Source organism: Bradyrhizobium sp. CCH5-F6, assembly GCF_001556045.1.
Classification (GTDB): domain Bacteria; phylum Pseudomonadota; class Alphaproteobacteria; order Rhizobiales; family Xanthobacteraceae; genus Bradyrhizobium.
In genome coordinates, this window is sequence record NZ_LSIC01000193.1 from 1 (window position 1) to 17,629 (window position 17,629).

Annotated in this window: 20 protein-coding genes and 1 tRNA gene; 8 read left to right on the forward strand and 13 right to left on the reverse strand. The window is 63.1% G+C overall.

Annotated features, from left to right (window positions below; all coding sequences use genetic code 11):
- Positions 1 to 413 precede the first annotated feature (413 nt).
- Complete coding sequence (locus AX729_RS33275; RefSeq protein WP_021077412.1) at positions 414 to 1,151, reverse strand: DUF3800 domain-containing protein; 738 nt, start codon at positions 1,149 to 1,151, stop codon at positions 414 to 416.
- Positions 1,152 to 1,586: 435 nt separating this feature from the next.
- On the opposite strand from AX729_RS33275, the gene AX729_RS33280 reads away from it, so the two are divergent.
- Entirely contained in the window at positions 1,587 to 2,684 is a 1,098-nt protein-coding gene (locus AX729_RS33280) for a beta family protein (RefSeq protein ID WP_021077411.1), read from the forward strand.
- Here the strand turns inward: AX729_RS33280 and AX729_RS39180 are convergent.
- Complete coding sequence (locus tag AX729_RS39180; protein ID WP_021077410.1) at positions 2,575 to 3,207, reverse strand: sce7726 family protein; 633 nt, start codon at positions 3,205 to 3,207, stop codon at positions 2,575 to 2,577. The genes AX729_RS33280 and AX729_RS39180 overlap by 110 nt on opposite strands.
- Positions 3,208 to 3,462: 255 nt before the next feature.
- Between AX729_RS39180 and AX729_RS33290 the strand changes: the two genes are divergently transcribed.
- Positions 3,463 to 3,657: a ribbon-helix-helix protein, CopG family gene (locus AX729_RS33290; RefSeq protein WP_035650346.1), complete on the forward strand. Its 195-nt coding sequence runs from the start codon at positions 3,463 to 3,465 to the stop codon at positions 3,655 to 3,657.
- A gap of 239 nt (positions 3,658 to 3,896) precedes the next feature.
- Here the strand turns inward: AX729_RS33290 and AX729_RS41705 are convergent, their stop codons facing one another.
- The 4 genes from AX729_RS41705 to AX729_RS33300 all read right to left on the reverse strand — a co-directional run bounded on the left by AX729_RS41705 (position 3,897) and on the right by AX729_RS33300 (position 5,395).
- Positions 3,897 to 4,154, reverse strand: a complete 258-nt coding sequence (locus tag AX729_RS41705; RefSeq protein ID WP_349643776.1) for a WGR domain-containing protein — start codon at positions 4,152 to 4,154, stop codon at positions 3,897 to 3,899.
- A gap of 192 nt (positions 4,155 to 4,346) precedes the next feature.
- Positions 4,347 to 4,529 carry a helix-turn-helix domain-containing protein gene (locus AX729_RS41905; RefSeq protein WP_035650343.1) on the reverse strand — a complete coding sequence of 61 codons (183 nt, stop codon included), beginning with the start codon at positions 4,527 to 4,529 and terminating at the stop codon, positions 4,347 to 4,349.
- A gap of 389 nt (positions 4,530 to 4,918) precedes the next feature.
- Positions 4,919 to 4,993, reverse strand: a tRNA-Glu gene (locus tag AX729_RS33295).
- Between the two features lie 57 nt (positions 4,994 to 5,050).
- Positions 5,051 to 5,395 carry a hypothetical protein gene (locus AX729_RS33300; protein ID WP_061028373.1) on the reverse strand — a complete coding sequence of 115 codons (345 nt, stop codon included), beginning with the start codon at positions 5,393 to 5,395 and terminating at the stop codon, positions 5,051 to 5,053.
- Between AX729_RS33300 and AX729_RS33305 the strand changes: the two genes are divergently transcribed.
- Both AX729_RS33305 and rpoH read left to right on the forward strand, forming a co-directional pair.
- The gene (locus AX729_RS33305) at positions 5,394 to 6,416 is read left to right on the forward strand and encodes an RluA family pseudouridine synthase (protein WP_061028375.1); all 1,023 of its coding nucleotides are present in this window, start codon (positions 5,394 to 5,396) and stop codon (positions 6,414 to 6,416) included. The genes AX729_RS33300 and AX729_RS33305 overlap by 2 nt on opposite strands.
- A gap of 219 nt (positions 6,417 to 6,635) precedes the next feature.
- Positions 6,636 to 7,535, forward strand: a complete 900-nt coding sequence (gene rpoH / locus AX729_RS33310) for an RNA polymerase sigma factor RpoH (protein WP_061028377.1) — start codon at positions 6,636 to 6,638, stop codon at positions 7,533 to 7,535.
- A 155-nt stretch (positions 7,536 to 7,690) separates the two neighbouring features.
- Here the strand turns inward: rpoH and AX729_RS33315 are convergent, their stop codons facing one another.
- The 5 genes from AX729_RS33315 to AX729_RS33335 all read right to left on the reverse strand — a co-directional run bounded on the left by AX729_RS33315 (position 7,691) and on the right by AX729_RS33335 (position 11,377).
- A complete protein-coding gene (locus tag AX729_RS33315) occupies positions 7,691 to 8,317 on the reverse strand; it encodes a peptidoglycan recognition protein family protein (RefSeq protein ID WP_197433737.1) in 627 nt (208 codons plus the stop codon).
- A 134-nt stretch (positions 8,318 to 8,451) separates the two neighbouring features.
- Positions 8,452 to 9,660 (reverse strand): GGDEF domain-containing protein, encoded by a 1,209-nt coding sequence (locus AX729_RS33320; protein ID WP_061028379.1) that lies wholly within the window; start codon positions 9,658 to 9,660, stop codon positions 8,452 to 8,454.
- Positions 9,661 to 10,064: 404 nt separating this feature from the next.
- Entirely contained in the window at positions 10,065 to 10,289 is a 225-nt protein-coding gene (locus AX729_RS33325; RefSeq protein WP_061028381.1) for a hypothetical protein, read from the reverse strand.
- A 47-nt stretch (positions 10,290 to 10,336) separates the two neighbouring features.
- The gene (locus AX729_RS33330; protein ID WP_061028383.1) at positions 10,337 to 10,948 is read right to left on the reverse strand and encodes a LysE family translocator; all 612 of its coding nucleotides are present in this window, start codon (positions 10,946 to 10,948) and stop codon (positions 10,337 to 10,339) included.
- A gap of 54 nt (positions 10,949 to 11,002) precedes the next feature.
- Entirely contained in the window at positions 11,003 to 11,377 is a 375-nt protein-coding gene (locus tag AX729_RS33335; RefSeq protein WP_061028384.1) for a response regulator, read from the reverse strand.
- 131 nt (positions 11,378 to 11,508) lie between these two features.
- Here AX729_RS33335 and AX729_RS33340 point away from each other — a divergent pair, with 131 nt between their 5' ends.
- Complete coding sequence (locus tag AX729_RS33340) at positions 11,509 to 12,345, forward strand: SDR family NAD(P)-dependent oxidoreductase (RefSeq protein ID WP_061028386.1); 837 nt, start codon at positions 11,509 to 11,511, stop codon at positions 12,343 to 12,345.
- A 140-nt stretch (positions 12,346 to 12,485) separates the two neighbouring features.
- On the opposite strand, the gene AX729_RS33345 is transcribed toward AX729_RS33340, so the two are convergent.
- A complete protein-coding gene (locus tag AX729_RS33345) occupies positions 12,486 to 13,292 on the reverse strand; it encodes a lytic murein transglycosylase (RefSeq protein WP_061028387.1) in 807 nt (268 codons plus the stop codon).
- Between the two features lie 146 nt (positions 13,293 to 13,438).
- On the opposite strand from AX729_RS33345, the gene AX729_RS33350 reads away from it, so the two are divergent.
- The 3 genes from AX729_RS33350 to AX729_RS33360 all read left to right on the forward strand — a co-directional run bounded on the left by AX729_RS33350 (position 13,439) and on the right by AX729_RS33360 (position 15,210).
- A complete protein-coding gene (locus AX729_RS33350; RefSeq protein ID WP_061028388.1) occupies positions 13,439 to 13,966 on the forward strand; it encodes a hypothetical protein in 528 nt (175 codons plus the stop codon).
- Between the two features lie 150 nt (positions 13,967 to 14,116).
- On the forward strand, positions 14,117 to 14,461 hold the full coding sequence (locus AX729_RS33355; protein WP_061028390.1) for a hypothetical protein: 345 nt from the start codon (positions 14,117 to 14,119) through the stop codon (positions 14,459 to 14,461).
- 512 nt (positions 14,462 to 14,973) lie between these two features.
- The gene (locus AX729_RS33360; RefSeq protein WP_028134491.1) at positions 14,974 to 15,210 is read left to right on the forward strand and encodes a hypothetical protein; all 237 of its coding nucleotides are present in this window, start codon (positions 14,974 to 14,976) and stop codon (positions 15,208 to 15,210) included.
- A gap of 150 nt (positions 15,211 to 15,360) precedes the next feature.
- On the opposite strand, the gene rpoD is transcribed toward AX729_RS33360, so the two are convergent.
- A complete protein-coding gene (gene rpoD, locus AX729_RS33365) occupies positions 15,361 to 17,496 on the reverse strand; it encodes an RNA polymerase sigma factor RpoD (protein WP_061028392.1) in 2,136 nt (711 codons plus the stop codon).
- Positions 17,497 to 17,629 lie beyond the last annotated feature (133 nt).

Below are 17,629 nucleotides of genomic sequence, written 5' to 3' on the forward strand. Positions count from 1 at the left end.
CCCCGGGCGACTTCATATCGGTACACCCGGGCGACTTCGTCGGAATCCGCACTGTGTTCGACATAGTGTTTTCCCGAAACAACGTGTTGCCGCCAATATGAGCGTGTTTCGCCGTTGCGCAACTTCGCCGGGGAGACCCTGGAGCCCTCCCCCTATGCGTATTGGAATGCTGCAATGGGCGTATGGGAATGACGTGTGATTATGCGTATCCTTTTTTGGAGGGCGGGCCGGTCTTCCGGGGGGAAGTGTTTAAAGTCGCCCCGCCTAGATTTTGGGGTCTCCCGGGGGAGACGCAAGGGTCTCGGGGACACCTTGACTTTTAGGACAAAACGTCCTATTTAGGGATCAAATGGATTGGGAATGCTCGATCGGCGCTGGGCCTCGGTGAACACCGGGGCCCTTCGCTTTTTGGGCTAGGGGAAAATCTTCAAGCCGTAGCCCTCGATCTTGCCGTTAGGGCTCGCCCGAAATTTGGACTTCAGGGCATCATAGGCCCGGTTGGGCTGATCTGGCTTGATGACGTGGCGCCCAATGGGGTGTGCGACAAGGTCAGCCAACTGTAGGCCGGTCGAGTTGTGCTTCTTGTCCATGAAGCGGATTTCGAGGTTCTGCATCTTGCCGACGGCGTTTTGACCGTCGCAGATCCTGCGAAACTCCAGCTCCAGCTTCGCATCCTCGGTCTTGCCACGGCATTCGACCTGCAAATGGGTCTGGACGTTCGCCTGGCCCTTGTCGATCAGGAAACGCTGCAGGCGCTCCATGCAGAAGCCCAGGGCAATGCTGTAGGGGTCCGCCGGGTCGCTGTATTTCTTGACGTGCTTAGCCTTGTCGATGACCGCGGCAATGAGTGTGAATTCAGCGTCGCCGATCAGCTGGGTTACCCGGTCGATGAACGATGCCCGCGTGTTAGGATTTAGCAGGATGTTGAAATCGCCGGTCGCCTTGCGGATTTCATGACCGTGCAGCACTATGCTGTCATGGCCCCAGAAGTCGAATTTGAACCGCTGGAAAGCCGGCACGATCTTTTCGATGTATTTGGCCTTTTCGACCACGCAAAAGGCGAGCGCGAAAACCGGGTGATCCGGGTTGATGTTGGTGAGGCCGTGATCGCCGCTTTCGTCGATGTAGACAATGTATTCGCTGTAATTCATGGCGAGACGTTACCCCAAGTCGACGCTGGGGCCAGCTTGGCTGGCTCATAATCGACCGCTATTCGAGCACGGAGCCGTTCGCAGCTTGACCCAATCGAGAAACCAGCGGCCGTTACAGGGACAGGATGTCTCGAAAGGCTAGAGGTTAGACGTACGCCCGCTTGGGTCCTCATTTGCATACTCTCGCAAGTTTTTAGAGAGGCCCGATCGAGCATCCGCTCCGGGCCTCTTTTCCCAATTTAGCCCGTTGAAAATGCGAGCTATTCCGCGATGCACCGTCCATCGTGGGCCGGCCCTTCATGGCGAGCTTTTTGGGACCGCAGTCAAAATTTCGCAACAAAATGGGGAGCCGATTGACAGTTCCATCAAAATTGTCTACATAAATGCCAGCCTGATTGTGGTGACGCCATTTTGTAATCAATTCTGGAGGCCTTTGTGTTCAATCATCGCCATTACGTGCCAATTTTGAAATGGAAAATGGGAGAGTACCAGGCGCTCAGCCGCCTGGCGGGGCCGGTCAAGGACCGCATCACCCCCCTCCTCGAAATCCCCCCGGTCGGGTTCGACTTCGAGACGCAGCGGAACAAGGAGAGCGCAGACGACCACCTGGGCGACTTCGGCAAGCGCCTGAAATCCAAGTGGCAGGCCCGGCCCTGCTTTGTTGACTTGAAGCACCTGCCCGCGGCGACCCGATGCGCTGGGGGACGCCACTGCGTCGAGGTTCTGTTCGAGACTGCCCGCGCCGAAGGCTGCGCGGCCATCCCGGTCGTCAGTTTCGCAAACGACGCCGCATTCCTGGCGGCCGTGGCCACCGTTTCCCGGCAGGACCGGCGCGGCGTCTGCCTGCGCCTGTCCCTTCCCGACTTCGACCGGCACAATCTCCAGGCCGACATCGAGAACCTGCTGCGCCCCATGGCGGACGGCTATGGCGAATGCGACCTGGTGATCGATCTCGGCACGCCGACCTATGTGCCGATCGCGATCATGGTGACGATCATGCAGACGCTGATGGCCCGGGTCCCCATGCTCAACCAATGGCGCACCGTCACCATCGCCGGCACGTCCTACCCGAACTCGGTGGCGAACATCGCCGCGCCGTACCAGTTGCTGCCGCGCCATGAATGGCAGGCTTATCGCGCGTTCATCGCAACCATCGGTCACGAGACGCGGATACCGACCTTCGGGGACTACGCCGTCGCCCACCCTGACCTGGTCGAGCTCGACATGCGGATGATTAAGCCGTTCGCGAAGCTGCGCTACACCATCACCGACCACTGGCATGTCGCCCGCGGGACGCCGGTACGGACCCACGGCTTCGGCCAGTACCAGCAGATGTGCGCGACGCTGGTTGCCCTGCCTTATTTCAGTGGCCGCGCGTTCTCGGCCGGCGACGCCTATATCGCGGACTGCGCGGCAGGCACCGTCACGACGGGAAATCTGTCGACGTGGGTGTGGGTGTCGACGAACCGGCATCTGACGAAGGTGGTCGATGACCTCGCCAGCGCGCACGCGCTTTCAGTCGCTGCCGAATAAGCGGCCGAAGCTCCTGCAGGTCGACGGTTTCGGCCAGGTATTTGTAGAGAACGCCGCGCGGTTTTCTGAGCAAAGCCGGCGGTGCGCCGCGCTCCTGGAGGATTTCAACGACTTCCGGTCGCCAGAGCAATTCGGCCAGGGCGAGCGGATCGATGGTGGGGTTCTGCGCAAAGGCCTGCGCAGTCTCGAAGCTGATGCCGCCACGCGGTCCCGCCGTCACGACCTTGATACCCCACCATTGCGGGATCAGCGGCTTCGCCTTCTCCAAATGGCGCTCGCCGACAACGAGCGTCGCCCGGTCCAGGACGAGCCCATAAGTGGCGATCTGGGCGGGAAGCCGTTCCAGCGTGTCTGAATCGCTTTTGATCTCGTAACCGTGCAGGTAGCCATTTACGACGGCGATATCGACCCGGCAGGTGCCATGACGCAGGCCCAACTCGTCGAGCACCAAAGTGTCGGCGTCGCCGTGATGCTCTTTCAGCACCTTTCGGTGCAGAGCCTGTCTGACATCCCGATCTCGCACGACTAAATCCTCAGGAGGGGCGCGGCCCTAATATGCCGCGATACAGCCCAACAAACCGTTGAATCTTCGCTAGCGATCGACCTCATCGAATCACAATAGCGCCGAAGAAGCCGCGATGACCACCCGCTTTGCGGCCAGAGCGGGCAAAAAGCTGTGACCCGAGTCCTCCCGGCAACAGATGGCGGCAAGTCCCGTCCGCGTACGGCGTATTACATACTTAAGCTTTCATTTAGGAATTGCCCGTATGTTTTGGACATGACCAAGCGCGTGATTTCAGTTCGACTTTCGGACGAACGCCTCAAGCAACTGGATGAGGTGTGCAGCCGGCTGGGCATGAACCGCTCGCAGGTAATCGACGCCGCGTTGCGGCTGGTTCCAGAGGTGATGTCCGGAAAGGCAGAGCTACACTATGACCCCGAACGGTTTAAACGATCCGGGCAAACTGAATAAAGACCGACTGGCGGCCCTGGTAGCCCTGCTGGTGATGGTGATGGTGGCTGCCCACAGCGGCTATCGGCTACACATTGGCCTAACTGGGATCACGTTCGAGCAAAATGCTCAGGTCACCGCCCGGTAGCCTGGGCGATTGTTCCGGAGTGTAGGGGATGGAAAATGCCGGCTCTCCAATTCACTTCGGACTGTTTCACCGATAGCCTCGCTTCTGCTTTGCGCCTATTTTGAAATCATAGCTATGTCGGCCCTTGGGACGAATACGTTTCGATCCGAACAGTGCCGGCACGCCCAATGCGCCTCCACCTTCTCACAAGCGAGCACTCGCCAAACAGCGTGGGCTTAATATCCAGCTTGTAGTAGCGCGCCATATGCCTGCACTCATCGACGCGGGTCAGTATGATTGCGGTCATGTTATTTTCTTCTGTTCTTTTTGGGTTTGCAGTGCCCAGGATTCGGTCGAGGCATGACACAAGAAGAGTGCAGATTTCACGCATACCCTCCTTCTCGCGATCGTTACATCCACCCAGCGCACAAATACGTCATGATGCCTTATGAACTCGACTCTTGTGCAATCGCTTATGCGCTGAAACTGCCTCCGCTGGTCTTTGTGCGATCTGGCGAGTTGCGACAGGCGGAATGGACCGAGTTCAGCCTAGCTGAGGTTGTTTCCTTAAGTCGCACGTCCACTAGTTCGACATGTTGGCGTCAAGGAGCGCCAGAAGTGAGCGCACCAGTACTAGTCGCCGACGTCCGATCGTTGTCGTGACGATACGCCCAGCTCCTATCAACTCATAAAGCTTCGTACGTCCCAAGCCGGTCACTTCGCATGCATCGTCAATCGTGCAGGTGAGCCGCTGGGCGAATGGCATCGTGCTCGATTCTGCGGCTTTCGGAGCGAATAGACTGACTTGTGACTGTTGACCGCCAGTTTTCTCTCGTCGATTGTATCTCACGTAGCTCTCCAATTCGCACAAGGCTCGACAGGACAAGAGTTGATTGTGCAACGAGCAACGTCAATGCGAGCACCCGAGCGCGCTCGCGCACGACAGCGCACGACAGCGATGGTTTGAATATTTCCGGACACCAAGGGCGACGAGGAAATTTTCGCGAATGCGCCAGCCACAGTGAGGCATCGCGCCGAGAATGGTCTGCTGATGTCGGCGGCAAATTCCCCAAGCGTTCGCCGCTGTTCACCAGCGTCTTATTCAACCATTATTCAACGAACGAGGCCGATGGCTACCTAAGTACCTGAGTTTGCTGGCGCTCCCTAGGGGAATCGAACCCCTGTTTCAGCCTTGAGAGGGCCGCGTCCTAACCGCTAGACGAAGGGAGCGTGAGGGCTAGCCAATAACCTCGAAATTTGTCCGCCGCAAGGACCCCGACGGGCCTTTTACGGCTCGTTGGCAAATTTCAGCTTTCCGGCCGGCTTGAGGGTGTGGGCGTCGAAAGTGCGGATCTCGGTGACCCCGCCGACGTCCAGCGTGACCACGAGGCGGTCGCCTGCGACGCCGGTCGAGACGATCCTGGCGCCCTTCGGCAGGGTGGCGGTGACGTCGCCCACCGGTTCGGGCGCCCTTCCCTCGGACTTGAAAAGGCGGTAGCCCACCGCGATCAGCACGGCGCAGAACGCCAGCGCCGTGGTCAACCCCGCGATCAGCATCATCCGCCGCACCCGCGCGAACAGCGCGGCCTGCTCGGGGGTCGGTTCGGGAACAGCGGTATCAGACGTCGTCATGGAAAGTCTCGGCCCTAAGAGTCTTGGCTCTGCGCAAAGGTTGGAGGTCGTGGTCGCCGGCGACGAGGGCTCGGCCCGGCTCGACCGCGTGCTGGCGGCGCGCCTCACCGACCTGTCGCGATCGAGGCTGAAAGCCCTGATCCTGGCGGGCGCAGTGCACCTGAAGGCCTCCGCGGTCCGCGACCCCGCTTATCACGTCAATCCCGGCGATACGATCACAATCGACGTGCCGGAGGCGGCCCCCGCCGAGCCCAAGGGGGAGGATATCGCGCTCGACATCGTGTTCGAGGACGAGGACATCGTCGTCCTCAACAAGCCGAAGGGGCTGGTCGTGCATCCCGCGGCCGGCCACGAGACCGGCACCCTGGTGAACGCGCTGATCGCCCATTGCGGCGCTTCGCTGTCGGGCATCGGCGGGGTGCGCCGGCCGGGCATCGTGCACCGGCTCGACAAGGACACGACGGGGCTGATGGTGGTGGCCAAGAACGACCTCGCCCACGCCTCGCTGACCGCCCAATTCGCCGACCACGGCCGCACCGGCGCGATGCGGCGCGGCTACATGGCGTTCGCCTGGGGCTTGCCCGGCCGGCATCGCGGCACCGTCGATGCGCCGATCGACCGCCATCCGCATGCCCGCGAGAAGATGGCGGTGCGCCAGGGCGGCCGCGAGGCGGTGACGCATTGGGAGATCCTGGAGAGTTTTGCGGGGCGTGACGGTCGGCCGGTCGCCGCCTTGCTTGCCTGCGAGCTCGAGACCGGACGCACCCATCAGATCCGCGTGCATCTTGCCCATATCGGCCACCCGCTGATGGGGGATGCCGTCTATGGCCCGCATTTCAAGACCAAGGCCAACCAGCTCGGCCCCGAGGCGCAGGCCGCTTTGGCGGCGCTGGGGCGGCAGGCCCTACATGCTTACCTGCTAGTGTTGGAGCACCCGAGGACGGGAGAACTTCTCCACTGGGAGGCGCCGCTGCCGGAGGATTTGCTTCTCCTCGAGCGCGCCCTCAAAGCGGCGCTATGACGCAGGCCGCTTCAGAAAGCCTTTACATTACAAAAAGTTATAGCTGCCACACGGGGACGTGACGTCAGCAATCCTTCCCTTTTCGACCCCCGATGGGGTATATTGCGCCTGCGTTGAAATGACCAACGCGGAACATCGCAGCTACGGCTGGCTTTAACACAGCGGTCGTCTGCCTGGCCCGCCGCTGTCGGGGGCCTGAACCTTTTTGGAGGGCGCACTATGGCCCGTACCGCTTCTTTGCCGGTCCTTAATGGGGAATCCGGCCTATCTCGCTACCTCGCCGAGATCCGCAAGTTTCCGATGCTGGAACCCCAGCAGGAATACATGCTCGCCAAGCGTTGGCGCGAGCATGACGATCGCGACGCGGCACATCAACTCGTCACCAGCCACCTCCGTCTCGTGGCCAAGATCGCCATGGGCTATCGCGGCTACGGCCTGCCGATATCCGAGGTCGTCTCGGAAGGCAATGTCGGCCTGATGCAGGCGGTGAAGCGTTTCGAACCCGAGAAGGGGTTCCGTCTCGCCACCTACGCCATGTGGTGGATCAAGGCGTCGATTCAAGAGTACATCCTGCGTTCCTGGTCGCTCGTGAAGATGGGCACCACCGCGAACCAGAAGAAGCTGTTCTTCAACCTGCGCAAGGCGAAGAGCAAGATCAACGCGCTGGACGAAGGCGATCTCCGCCCCGACCAGGTCGCGACCATTGCCAAGCGCCTCGGCGTGACGGTTCAGGACGTGATCGACATGAACCGCCGCCTCGGCGGTGACGCCTCGCTCAACGCTCCGATCCGCGACGACGGCGAAGCCGGCGAATGGCAGGACTGGCTGGTCGACAACACGCCCAACCAGGAAGCCATGATGGCGGAGCACGAGGAATACGATCACCGCCGTGATGCGCTGAATGGCGCCATGGGCGTGCTCAACCCGCGCGAACGCCGCATCTTCGAGGCCCGCCGCCTCGCCGATGAGCCGATGACGCTGGAAGACCTTGCCGCCGAGTTCGGCGTGTCGCGCGAGCGCGTCCGCCAGATCGAGGTCCGCGCCTTCGAGAAGGTGCAGTCCGCGGTCAAGGGCACGATCGCAAGGCAGGAACAGGCCGCGCTGGAAGCCGCGCATTAAGCGGGGCCGGTTCGGCGCAAGAGATTGGCGGATCGATCGAGACGAAAAGCCGGCGGCAACGCCGGCTTTTTTCTTGCTTGCTTGACGCCCGCTCGAGGGATGAGCCTCAAAGCGCAACGCCAGGCTTCGGCGTCATGCATCGGAATGACGCCGTCTCACTCCCCCCAAACCCGTGCCAGCGTCGCGAGCCAGCAGCCTTCGCAATAGCGGGCGTCCTTGTAGTCGATCCAGTTGTGCGCGTAGACGCGATCGAGCGGGATGTCGTAGCGGGCGCGCAGCACCTTCACGAGGATCTTCCACGCCGCGACCTGCGCTTCGGTCGGACCCGTCGCGACGTCGGGAAAGTTGCCGGCGAACTCGACGCCGATCGAGTTGTCGCGCACGACCTGGCGGTAGGTCGACCTGTTGTCGATGTACTTGTTGTCGTTGCGGTTGGCGCCGTCGCCATGGGTCGGCACCAGGTTCTCGTCCACCGCCCAATAGACCGTGCCGTCGGTCTCGACCCAGACCGTGACGCCGCGCCGTGTCGGGTTCTTCGCCTGCGCTTGCGCGCCGCCGCGCGCCGAGCCCGCAGGTCCCTCGGTCTGGTGCACGATGATGTTGCGCCAGGGTCTTGCGTTGCGGACGTCGCCCCATGGCGCCAGCCAGACGATCTTCAGGCCGGGAATGTCGGGCGTGCCGGAGGCACGCGCGAGCCTTGCGAGCTCGGCATCCGTGGCGGCGGCGGGGGCGATCAGAAGGAGAGCGGCCAAAACGGCCGCGGGAAGGCGAAACATCATCATGCGAGGTCCAATGCGACCCAAGCCTACAGCATGATCCGGCAAAGTGTGCAGCGGCTTTCCGAAGAGGTCATGCTCAAACAACAACCTGAAGCGCGACCACGATTCATCCTGATCGCGTCGCGATTTGCCAGGCTTTACGCGAATTTCCTCAGCGCCTCGACCTGGTCTGGCGAAAGCGGCGGGGCGGGATCATAGACCGCGAAATCGTTCTTGCCGTTCTTCTTGGCGGCATAGAGGGCGTGGTCGGCATGGGCCATCAGACGGTCCGGGAATTGCCCGATGCCGCGATCCCACTGCGCGACCCCGATCGAGATCGCGATCGGAATGTCGCTGCCGCCACAGCTGGAGGCATCCTGACGGCAGACCTCGAGCACGCGGCGGGCGATCGCGGCGGCCTCGCGCAGGGAGGAGGACGGCAGCACGATGCAGAACTCGTCGCCGCCGGTCCGGGCGAGCATGTCGCCGGGCCGGAGGCGCGTCTGCGCCATCAGGCTGAAGTGTTTCAGGCAGGCGTCGCCCGCGGCATGGCCATGGGTGTCGTTGATGGCCTTGAAGCCGTCGATATCGATCAGCAGCAGCGAGAACGGCGCGCCGCTTCGCTCCGAGCGGGCGCATTCCTCGGTCAGGCGCTGCAGCAGATGCCGCCGGTTGGCAACGCCGGTGAGATCGTCGAGCAGCGCAAGATCCGCAACCTCGTTGCGAAGCCGCTCGATCGCCATCAGCAGACAGGCGAAATTCCAGCCCATGGCCAGGAACACCAGGAGCAGGATCATCACGGCCTGCAAACCGTTGAAGTTGATCTCGGTGATGGCGCCGCCATAGCCCAGCAGCGCCGCACTGGAGCGGATCACATGAACGGACAGGAGCAGAAATCCAACGATCGCGGCGAGGCGAGCGCCGGGGTTTTCCCGGCCATTCTGCTGACGGAGGAGCAGAGGCAGCGTGAGCACGATCGGCGTCGATTGTGCCAGCGAGTAGATCACGACCCGCATCGGCATGTTGTCGACGACCACCAGGAAGAACGCGAGACCGGCGCTACAGAGCAGCGAATGGGCAATCGCCGCCGGCCAGGACACCGGCCGGTGATAGAAGCGGATCACGCCCATGCAGGCGAGCCACGACGAAAAGATCATCAGGCCGCCGCCGCCGATCAGCGGAAAGCGCGGATCCATCACGTCGCGCAGCATTGAGATGCCCGCGCCTGCTGCAGCCAACACCGCCGCGGCCGTCCAGTACCGCGCCGCCTCGAATTTGGGATAGGCGCGCGCCACATAGGCCCAGATCAGGCCCAGCGCCAGGAAGTTGATGACGATGACGATCCAGAGTGTCGGCACGCTCAGCATGGCGACTGCGGGACGCGCATGCTCCCGCCCTCTTCGTTTGGCAACTGCCCGTACATACCCGCCCCCGTTTTCTTGCGGACGATCATGCGCGCGACGCGCTTAATGGAGTCTCACCGCAATCGCACAAACTCGGGCATTGGTTGGGGATTGATGAATCCCGCGAACGGATTCAGGCATCGTTAAGCAAGCCCTGCTGCGGAGGAGCGGGCCACGCTGCGGGAGCGCTGCGAGGCGGATTCGCGGACAAAAATCACCCGAAAATGCATCTGAGCTGTGGATAACGCGATGACGGAGATATGACAGCGCGGGGCAGCCGGCTCCGAATCTGCTGAGTTTGTCGTCGAGGATGTTGCGAGGCTGGCCCTCCGCCGAGCATCCCTCGTGTCGCGTTCCACCATTAACCCCTAAGAGGATACTATGGCTAAGAAAGCGAAGAAGGCGGTGAAGAAGAAGGCGAAGAAGGCCAAGAAGGCAGCGAAGAAGAAGTAGCAGGCTTCTGTTTCTTTGCCCGGGTGGAGTCTCGCTCCGCCCGGGCGTCGGGCAGCATCGATCGGGTCGAAGATGGCGGGCGCAAGGCCCGCTTTTTTATTGGGTAAGTGTTCGAGGTGCCCGCGCTCCGACAGCGTCATGCCGGGCTTGTCCCGGCATGACGACCTTTCGAGCGGTGAAGGAAGGCCTATCTCTCCGAAAACGCGAGCTTGGCGCCGAGCGCGGCAAATCCTGCCGCGAAACTCCGCCGTAGCCAGGCCATGACGCGCGGACGGGAGATGACGCGCTCGCGCACCGAGGCGGCGCAGAGGCCGTAGACGACGAACACCGCGAGGGTCATGGCCATGAAGGCGCCGCTCAACTCCAGCATCCGCGCCAGCACATGGGCCTCGTCCGCCGCGATGAACTGCGGCAGGAAGGCGAGGAAGAAGATCGACAGCTTCGGATTGAGGATGTTGATCAAAAAGCCGGTGACGATGACACGGCCGCTCGACCGCTCCTTGATCTCACCGCCAACCGCGAGCGTCCCCGTCTCGCGCAGCGCTTGCCAGGACATGTAGAGCAGATAGGCGACGCCGCACCATTTCAGCACGGCGAAGGCGAGCGCGCTGGTGTGGAGCACGGCGGCAAGGCCGAGCATCGCCGCCACCATGTGCGGCACGATGCCGAGCGTGCAGCCGAAGGCGGCCGCTACGCTGGCCCGCGAGCCGCGGGTCAGCGCCGCGGCCAGCGTGTACAGCACGCCGGTGCCCGGCGATGCGACGACGATGAGCGAGGTGAGCAGGAAGGACAGGGTCATGGGCGGACCCTATCATCGCGGCTCGCGGCGAGAAAGCCTGCCCGTGGGTAGCCGTCAGGACAGCTGGGCGATCTCGGCCTCGCGCAGCACGTCGAGCGGCGCCCAGGGCTTGGCCCAGAACTTGGCGCCGTCGGGCAAGGGCTGCTTCAAGGGACGGCCGGAGGTGACGACGACGTCGAGCTCCGGATTGCGGTGCTTGGCAATGTGCGCAAGCTCGACGCCGTTCATGCGGCCGGCAAGCTGGACGTCGGTCATCATCAGGCACAGCGCGCCTGCGTTTTTCTCGAGCACACGTTCGGCCGCTTCGGCGCTCTCGCACTGGATGACCTGATAACCGCTTTCTTCGAGCAGGAGGCTCAGCATCTCTCTCTGCATAGGGTCGTCTTCCACGATGAGTGCCGTTGCGGTGAATGGCGTCGATTGTCCCATTGGCGGCTCCCAATGCCTGCATGTGTCCATTCAAGTAACGTACGTTAAGGAGCCAGGCCGGATACGGTTCGGTTCCATTCTGCAAAAATGTCAGCCATAGTTCCGGTATCGGGAGCTTGACCGGGGAATTCATGACTGCGATTCGCGGCGCCGCCGCCATCACGGGAGCTGCGAGCGGCATCGGCCGGGCGCTGGCCATCGAGCTGGCGCAGCGCGGCTGCGATCTCGCTCTGGCCGATCGCGACGAGGCGGGACTGAAGGCGCTCGCGGCCGAGATCGGAGGAGCGCGCAAGGTCAGCGTGCATCGCGTCGATGTCGGCGAGCCCGCCGACGTCGCGCAATTCGCGAGCGAGGCGATCGCTGCGCATCCTGCCCTCGGCATCGTCGTCAACAATGCCGGCGTGGCGCTCATGGGCTCGTTCGATGAGATCGACCAGGCGCAGATGGATTGGCTGTTCGACATCAATTTCTGGGGCGTGGTGCACGGCACGCGCGCCTTCCTGCCGCATCTGAAGACGCTGGCAGAGGCGCACATCGTCAACCTCTCCTCGATCTTCGGCATCATCGCGCCGCCGGGACAATCGGCCTATGCGGCGGCGAAGTTCGCGGTGCGCGGCTTTTCCGAGAGCGTGCGGCACGAGCTGGCGATGGCAGCAAGCCCGGTGAAACTGTCGGTGGTCCATCCCGGCGGCGTCGCCACCGCGATCGCGCGCAACGCGCGCACCGGGGTCGGCGTCACCGACAATGCCCGCCGCGCGCAATCGATCGATCGGTTCGAGAACGCGGCGAAAACCACGCCGAAGGACGCGGCGCTGCGCATCATCAGGGGCATCGAGAAGAACGAGCCGCGCATCCTGATCGGCAACGACGCCCGCTTCATGGACCTGTTGCAGCGGTTCCGCCCGGGAACGTATTGGGCGCCATTGCAAAGGAAGCTGGAGAAGATGGCGAAGGTGACGGGGAAGTAGTCAGCGTCGCAATGGCAACCCCGCTGTCATTCCCCGCGAAAGCGGGGAATCCAGCACGCCGCAGCTTATCGAGTCAACAACAACCGTCTCGGCGTACTGGATCGCCCGGTCAAAGCCGGCGACACCGAGTATCTGGATCCTCACTGCCCCGCCAGCCGGTCCGCGAAATACCCGATCGTCTTGCGGTAGATCACCGCCCTGTTCCACTCCCGCATGGCCTCGAAATTCGGCGTGCCTTCGCCATAGGGCTGGCCCATCTTGAAGCCGCTGGTGTGCAAGAGGTTCGCGGTCGAGGCGAGCACGTCGGGGATGCTGCGGCGGAGGTCGACATGGCCGTCGCCGTCGAAATCGACGCCGTATTTGATGTAGGACGACGGCAGGAACTGGGTCTGGCCGATCTCGCCGGCATAGGCGCCGATGAGGTCGCGCAGCTGCAGGTCGCCGCGCTGCACGATCTTGAGCGCCGCGAGCAGCTCGCCCTGGAACAGATCGGTGCGGCGGCAATCATGCGCGAGCGTCGCCAGCGTGCGGATCACCGGCATCTTGCCGGTGTCGCCCTTGCCGAAATCGCTCTCCAGCCCCCAGATCGCGACCAGGATATGGCGGGGCACGCCGAACTGCTGCTCGATCCGCGACAGCAGCGCGGCGTGACGCTGCAGCATCGCGCGCCCGCCATTGATGCGGCCGGGGCCGACACGGGTCGAGACGTACTGCTCGAAGCTCTTCTTGAAGGTGTAGCGCTGGCGCCGGTCGAAGGCGAGCACGTCGGCGTCCTGGGTCACGCCGCTGAGCGCCGCATTGGTCACGCTCGCCGAGACGCCGGCGGCCTGCGCCTCCTGCGCCATGCTGGCGACGAAGGCGTTGAAGTCGCCGCCGCAGCGTGCGGCCTGCGCCGTCCCGCCGGCCAGACAAACGACGAGCGCGGCGGCGAGAAGCGGTCTCAGCATGTGGAGCAATCCCCCAGAAAAATCCTTGCGCGAAGCAGCATGCGATCATGCCCGGGAACGGTGCGAGCGTCAAAGCGGCAGGCTTGATCCGCATCAAACTGTCTCACGCCGTGCTTTCTAGATTGAGGCCAACAGGAGAACCGCACATGACCGGAATTACCTTGACGGCCGAGCAGATCCGCAATGCCCCCGCCCCGGTGCGGCAATGGATCGAGCAGGAGGTGATCGCCACACTCGGGCTTGCGCCGCGGACACCGGAGGCCGCGCCGGCGCACGCGGCTCATCTCGTCGCCTGCAGCGTGGAGGACATGGCCGGCGTGCTCGAGCACATCCGCGGCGTGCTTCCCGCGGTGAACGTTCTGTTCGAGCTCGGCCGCCCCGGCATCGGCTTCGGCCGTCCACCGGTGATGACGTTCCGCCTGATGGACATCCTGCATCACGCGCGCCTGCAGGACGTCGGCCAGGTCATGACGTGCCTAGAGATGATCAACAAGGCGTTGACCGAGGTGAAGACGGACCCGTCGGTGCGGTTCTGCGGTTTCGACAATGAGGGCCACTGCCTGATCGCGCCGCAGACGCAAGAAAGCATCGCGACGCTGTGGCAGACCTTGATGGAACGCCAGCACGCGGCGCAGGAGCGCGCCGCCGCCGACCGGGTGGCGCCGGCGGCGTGAGGCGGATGGCATCGCCAGGACCACTGCTCGTCATTCCGGGCTCGCGACTTCGTCGCGCCGTGGAATGACGAGGGAGAGCGTTGGCGCTAGAATACCGATGCCTGAGCAACCGTCAGTCACTGCATCAAAGCCAGCATGAAGCAATCAGCGATGCCCGACCACCAGCCGCCTGCTCGACCCATCCGCTCCCTCCTGCGCATCCCGCTGTTCCGCCTGCTCGCCATCAATCTCGCGATCGGCGCCTGTGCCGCCGCGCTGCTGGTCGGCGGTCTGCTCTGGCTCAATCCCGGGCATCTGCGCGAGCTGATCTTCGCCGACCGCGCGCCCGGCGTTGCACTCTTCCTGCTGCTCGCCTCCTTCCTCATCACCTTCGGCTCGGCGGCAATGGGCAGCGCGATCATGGCGCAGGGGCGCAAGGAGGAGAGCAGCAAGGGCGGCGGACACGGATCTCGTCTCGCCGTCCAGGAAGCGGCGCGGCGCGCGCGCACGCATTGAGAAGCGCGTCGCGACGATGGAACTCGCTTGCACAGCGCGGATCGTATCTGCACGCAAGCGGGAAGACGTGCAGGCTGACGCGCTTTATTGCAGAGTGGCTCGCTCTCGCTGCATTGCAAGCGCACGACAGATGAACAATGTGGTTCGGCAGCCGAAACGATTGCTTCATGCTGCATCACACGTCGCGACCGACGCATATCGAATGCGTTCGCTGCGACATCAACGCCACCACGATTTACCTTGCCATCGCTGGGCGCCTTCTATAGCATTCTATTTTAGGTTGTCGTCCTGCCAGCCCCGGGCGACGCTGGAGAGATAAACGGCGGGCTTCGGCCCGCCGTTTATTGAGACGAGGTCTGCTCCAACGGCCCCAGCGGAGCGCAACAGGCCTCAGCCCCCGCAACAGAATTCCTCCCACAGCCGCGTCAAGCCCTGCCGCCTTCGGTCACGGCAGAGGCAGATCTGCGCCAAACTCATTTGACTGCGGCGCCGTGATCGAGGACAAGCCGCCCATGGCCAAGAAACCCGGAACCAACCCCAAAGGCGAATTCGCCTTCTTCAACGTCGTCTATGAAGACGATTCCCAACGCTCCAACCGCCGCGTGCCCGCCGAGCTGCTCGGCGGCCTCGACGGCGACGAACCCGCGCGCGGCTTCATCATGGAGCAGGACCGCGAGATCGCCGAAAAGAGCGGCCGCCCGGCGCTGGAAATCAAGCGGCTCGAGCGGGTCGGGGCGAAGAAGAAGTAGGATATCAGCTTCTTCAGTCATTGCGAGCGCAGCGATGCAATCCAGAAATCCCTCTGCGAAAAGACTCTGGATTGCTTCGCTGCGCTCGCAATGACGAACAAAAAACGGCGGGCCAATACCCGCCGTTTTGCTTTGGATCGCTGTCTACGATCAGTTATCCAGGAACGACCGCAGCTTCCGCGACCTCGACGGATGCTTCAGCTTCCGCAGCGCCTTCGCTTCGATCTGGCGGATGCGTTCGCGCGTCACGCTGAACTGCTGGCCGACTTCTTCCAGCGTGTGGTCGGTGTTCATGCCGATGCCGAAGCGCATGCGCAGGACGCGTTCTTCGCGCGGGGTGAGCGAGGCCAGCACGCGCGTGGTGGTCTCGCGCAGGTTCGACTGGATCGCGGCGTCGATCGGGAGGATCGCGTTCTTGTCCTCGATGAAATCGCCGAGGTGTGAATCCTCCTCGTCACCGACGGGCGTCTCCAGCGACAGCGGCTCCTTGGCGATCTTGAGGACCTTGCGGACCTTCTCGAGCGGCATGCCGAGCTTCTCGGCGAGCTCTTCCGGGGTCGGCTCGCGGCCGATCTCGTTGAGCATCTGGCGGGACGTGCGCACGATCTTGTTGATCGTCTCGATCATGTGCACGGGGATGCGGATGGTACGGGCCTGGTCGGCGATCGAGCGCGTGATCGCCTGCCGGATCCACCACGTGGCGTAGGTCGAGAACTTGTAGCCGCGGCGATACTCGAACTTGTCGACCGCCTTCATCAGGCCGATGTTGCCTTCCTGGATCAGGTCGAGGAACTGCAGGCCGCGGTTGGTGTATTTCTTGGCGATCGAGATCACGAGACGGAGGTTGGCTTCCACCATCTCCTTCTTGGCCTGACGGGCTTCGCGCTCGCCCTTCTGCACGGAGTGCACGATCTTGCGGAACTCGACGATCTCGAGGCCGGTCAGGGCCGCGAGCTGATGTACCTCGTGGCGAAGGTCCTTGATGCGGTCCTTCTCGTGATGGACGAAATTCTTCCAGCCTTTCGCCGAAAGCTTCGAGACGCGGTTGAGCCAGCGCGGATCGAGCTCCGAGCCGGTGTAGTTGCGCAGGAAGTCCTCGCGCGCGACGCCGTGGCTGTCGGCGAGGCGCATCAGGCGGCCCTCATGCGAGACGAGGCGCTTGTTGATGTCGTAGAGCTGCTCGACCAGGCTGTCGATGCGCGCCTGGTTGAGGCGCAGCGACTTCACCTCGACGATGATCTCGTCCTTGAGCTTCTTGTACTTGCGCTCCTGGTGCGGCGAGAGCGACTCGTTCTGGAGCTGGTTCTGGATGTCCTGCTCCTGAAGCTTGCGCAGCTTCTTGTAGCTGTCGGCGATCTTGTCGAAGATCTCGACCACTTTCGGCTTGAGCTCGGCCTCGATCGCCGCGAGCGACATCTGGTTCTCGAACTCGTCGTCGTCCATGTCGGCTTCGGCGGCGGCTTCGCCCGGATCCTTCTCCTCGACGGCCTCGGTGGCGCCGGCGGCAGGCGCGGCACGGAACGGGGTCGGCGCCGGGGGCGCGGCGGGCGGCGCCACATGCGCGGGCGCAGCGGCGGTGGCCTCACCGCCCTCGGCCGGCGCTTCGCCGTTCTCGCCGTTGGGGCCGGCGATCATCGCATTGTTCATGCCGCCCTTGGCATCGGGGCCGGCATAGGTCGCTTCGAGATCGATGATGTCGCGGAGGAAGATCTTGCCCTCGTTGAGCTCGTCGCGCCAGATGATGATGGCCTGGAAAGTCAGCGGGCTTTCGCACAGCCCTGCGATCATCGCCTCGCGGCCGGCCTCGATGCGCTTGGCGATCGCGATTTCGCCCTCGCGGGAGAGCAGCTCGACCGTGCCCATCTCGCGCAGATACATGCGCACGGGATCGTCGGTGCGCTCGCCCGGCTCGCTCTTCTTGACCTCGGTGACGGCCTTCTGGGTGACCTCGACGAGCTCGTTATCGGTCTCGTCGTCGGCCTCGTCCTTCTCCTCCTCGCCTTCGGTATCGTCGGCTTCGGTGACGTTGATGCCCATGTCCGAGAGCATCGACATGATGTCCTCGATCTGTTCGGGCGAGGTCTGGTCGGACGGCAAGACTTCGTTGAGCTGATCGAAGGTCACGAAGCCGCGCTTCTTGGCCTGCTTGATCATCTTCTTCACGGCGGCGTCGGACAGGTCGAGCAAGGGTGAGGGCGCGTCCTGGGAGTCCTTCTCCGGCGCATCCGCTGCCTTGTCGTCCTTTTCCTTGTCCTTCGCCTGCAGCGTCTTTGCCTTGGTGGCCATCCATTGCTCCTAAACGCGCTTCATGCGAGACGTTCGCCGCGCCCGCGTGAATTCACTTGAACCTGTTGCTCGACGCTCTCGCTTCGGCAGCTCTCGACACGGAAAGGGCGGCGCACAAACCTCTCGCCACCCC

Coding starts and splice junctions, on each gene's coding strand:
- AX729_RS33315 (WP_197433737.1), bottom strand. CDS start 8,317: ATGATGATGTTTCGCCTTCCCGCGGCCGTTTTGGCCGCTCTCCTTCTG.
- AX729_RS33350 (WP_061028388.1), top strand. CDS start 13,439: ATGACCGGAATTACCTTGACGGCCGAGCAGATCCGCAATGCCCCCGCC.
- AX729_RS41905 (WP_035650343.1), bottom strand. CDS start 4,529: ATGCCATTCGCCCAGCGGCTCACCTGCACGATTGACGATGCATGCGAA.
- AX729_RS41705 (WP_349643776.1), bottom strand. CDS start 4,154: ATGCGTGAAATCTGCACTCTTCTTGTGTCATGCCTCGACCGAATCCTG.
- AX729_RS33300 (WP_061028373.1), bottom strand. CDS start 5,395: ATGACGACGTCTGATACCGCTGTTCCCGAACCGACCCCCGAGCAGGCC.
- AX729_RS33325 (WP_061028381.1), bottom strand. CDS start 10,289: ATGACGCTGTCGGAGCGCGGGCACCTCGAACACTTACCCAATAAAAAA.
- AX729_RS33345 (WP_061028387.1), bottom strand. CDS start 13,292: ATGCTGAGACCGCTTCTCGCCGCCGCGCTCGTCGTTTGTCTGGCCGGC.
- AX729_RS33340 (WP_061028386.1), top strand. CDS start 11,509: ATGACTGCGATTCGCGGCGCCGCCGCCATCACGGGAGCTGCGAGCGGC.
- AX729_RS33275 (WP_021077412.1), bottom strand. CDS start 1,151: ATGAATTACAGCGAATACATTGTCTACATCGACGAAAGCGGCGATCAC.
- AX729_RS33290 (WP_035650346.1), top strand. CDS start 3,463: ATGACCAAGCGCGTGATTTCAGTTCGACTTTCGGACGAACGCCTCAAG.
- AX729_RS33320 (WP_061028379.1), bottom strand. CDS start 9,660: ATGCTGAGCGTGCCGACACTCTGGATCGTCATCGTCATCAACTTCCTG.
- rpoH (WP_061028377.1), top strand. CDS start 6,636: ATGGCCCGTACCGCTTCTTTGCCGGTCCTTAATGGGGAATCCGGCCTA.
- rpoD (WP_061028392.1), bottom strand. CDS start 17,496: ATGGCCACCAAGGCAAAGACGCTGCAGGCGAAGGACAAGGAAAAGGAC.
- AX729_RS33360 (WP_028134491.1), top strand. CDS start 14,974: ATGGCCAAGAAACCCGGAACCAACCCCAAAGGCGAATTCGCCTTCTTC.
- AX729_RS33330 (WP_061028383.1), bottom strand. CDS start 10,948: ATGACCCTGTCCTTCCTGCTCACCTCGCTCATCGTCGTCGCATCGCCG.
- AX729_RS33355 (WP_061028390.1), top strand. CDS start 14,117: ATGCCCGACCACCAGCCGCCTGCTCGACCCATCCGCTCCCTCCTGCGC.
- AX729_RS33305 (WP_061028375.1), top strand. CDS start 5,394: ATGGAAAGTCTCGGCCCTAAGAGTCTTGGCTCTGCGCAAAGGTTGGAG.
- AX729_RS33335 (WP_061028384.1), bottom strand. CDS start 11,377: ATGGGACAATCGACGCCATTCACCGCAACGGCACTCATCGTGGAAGAC.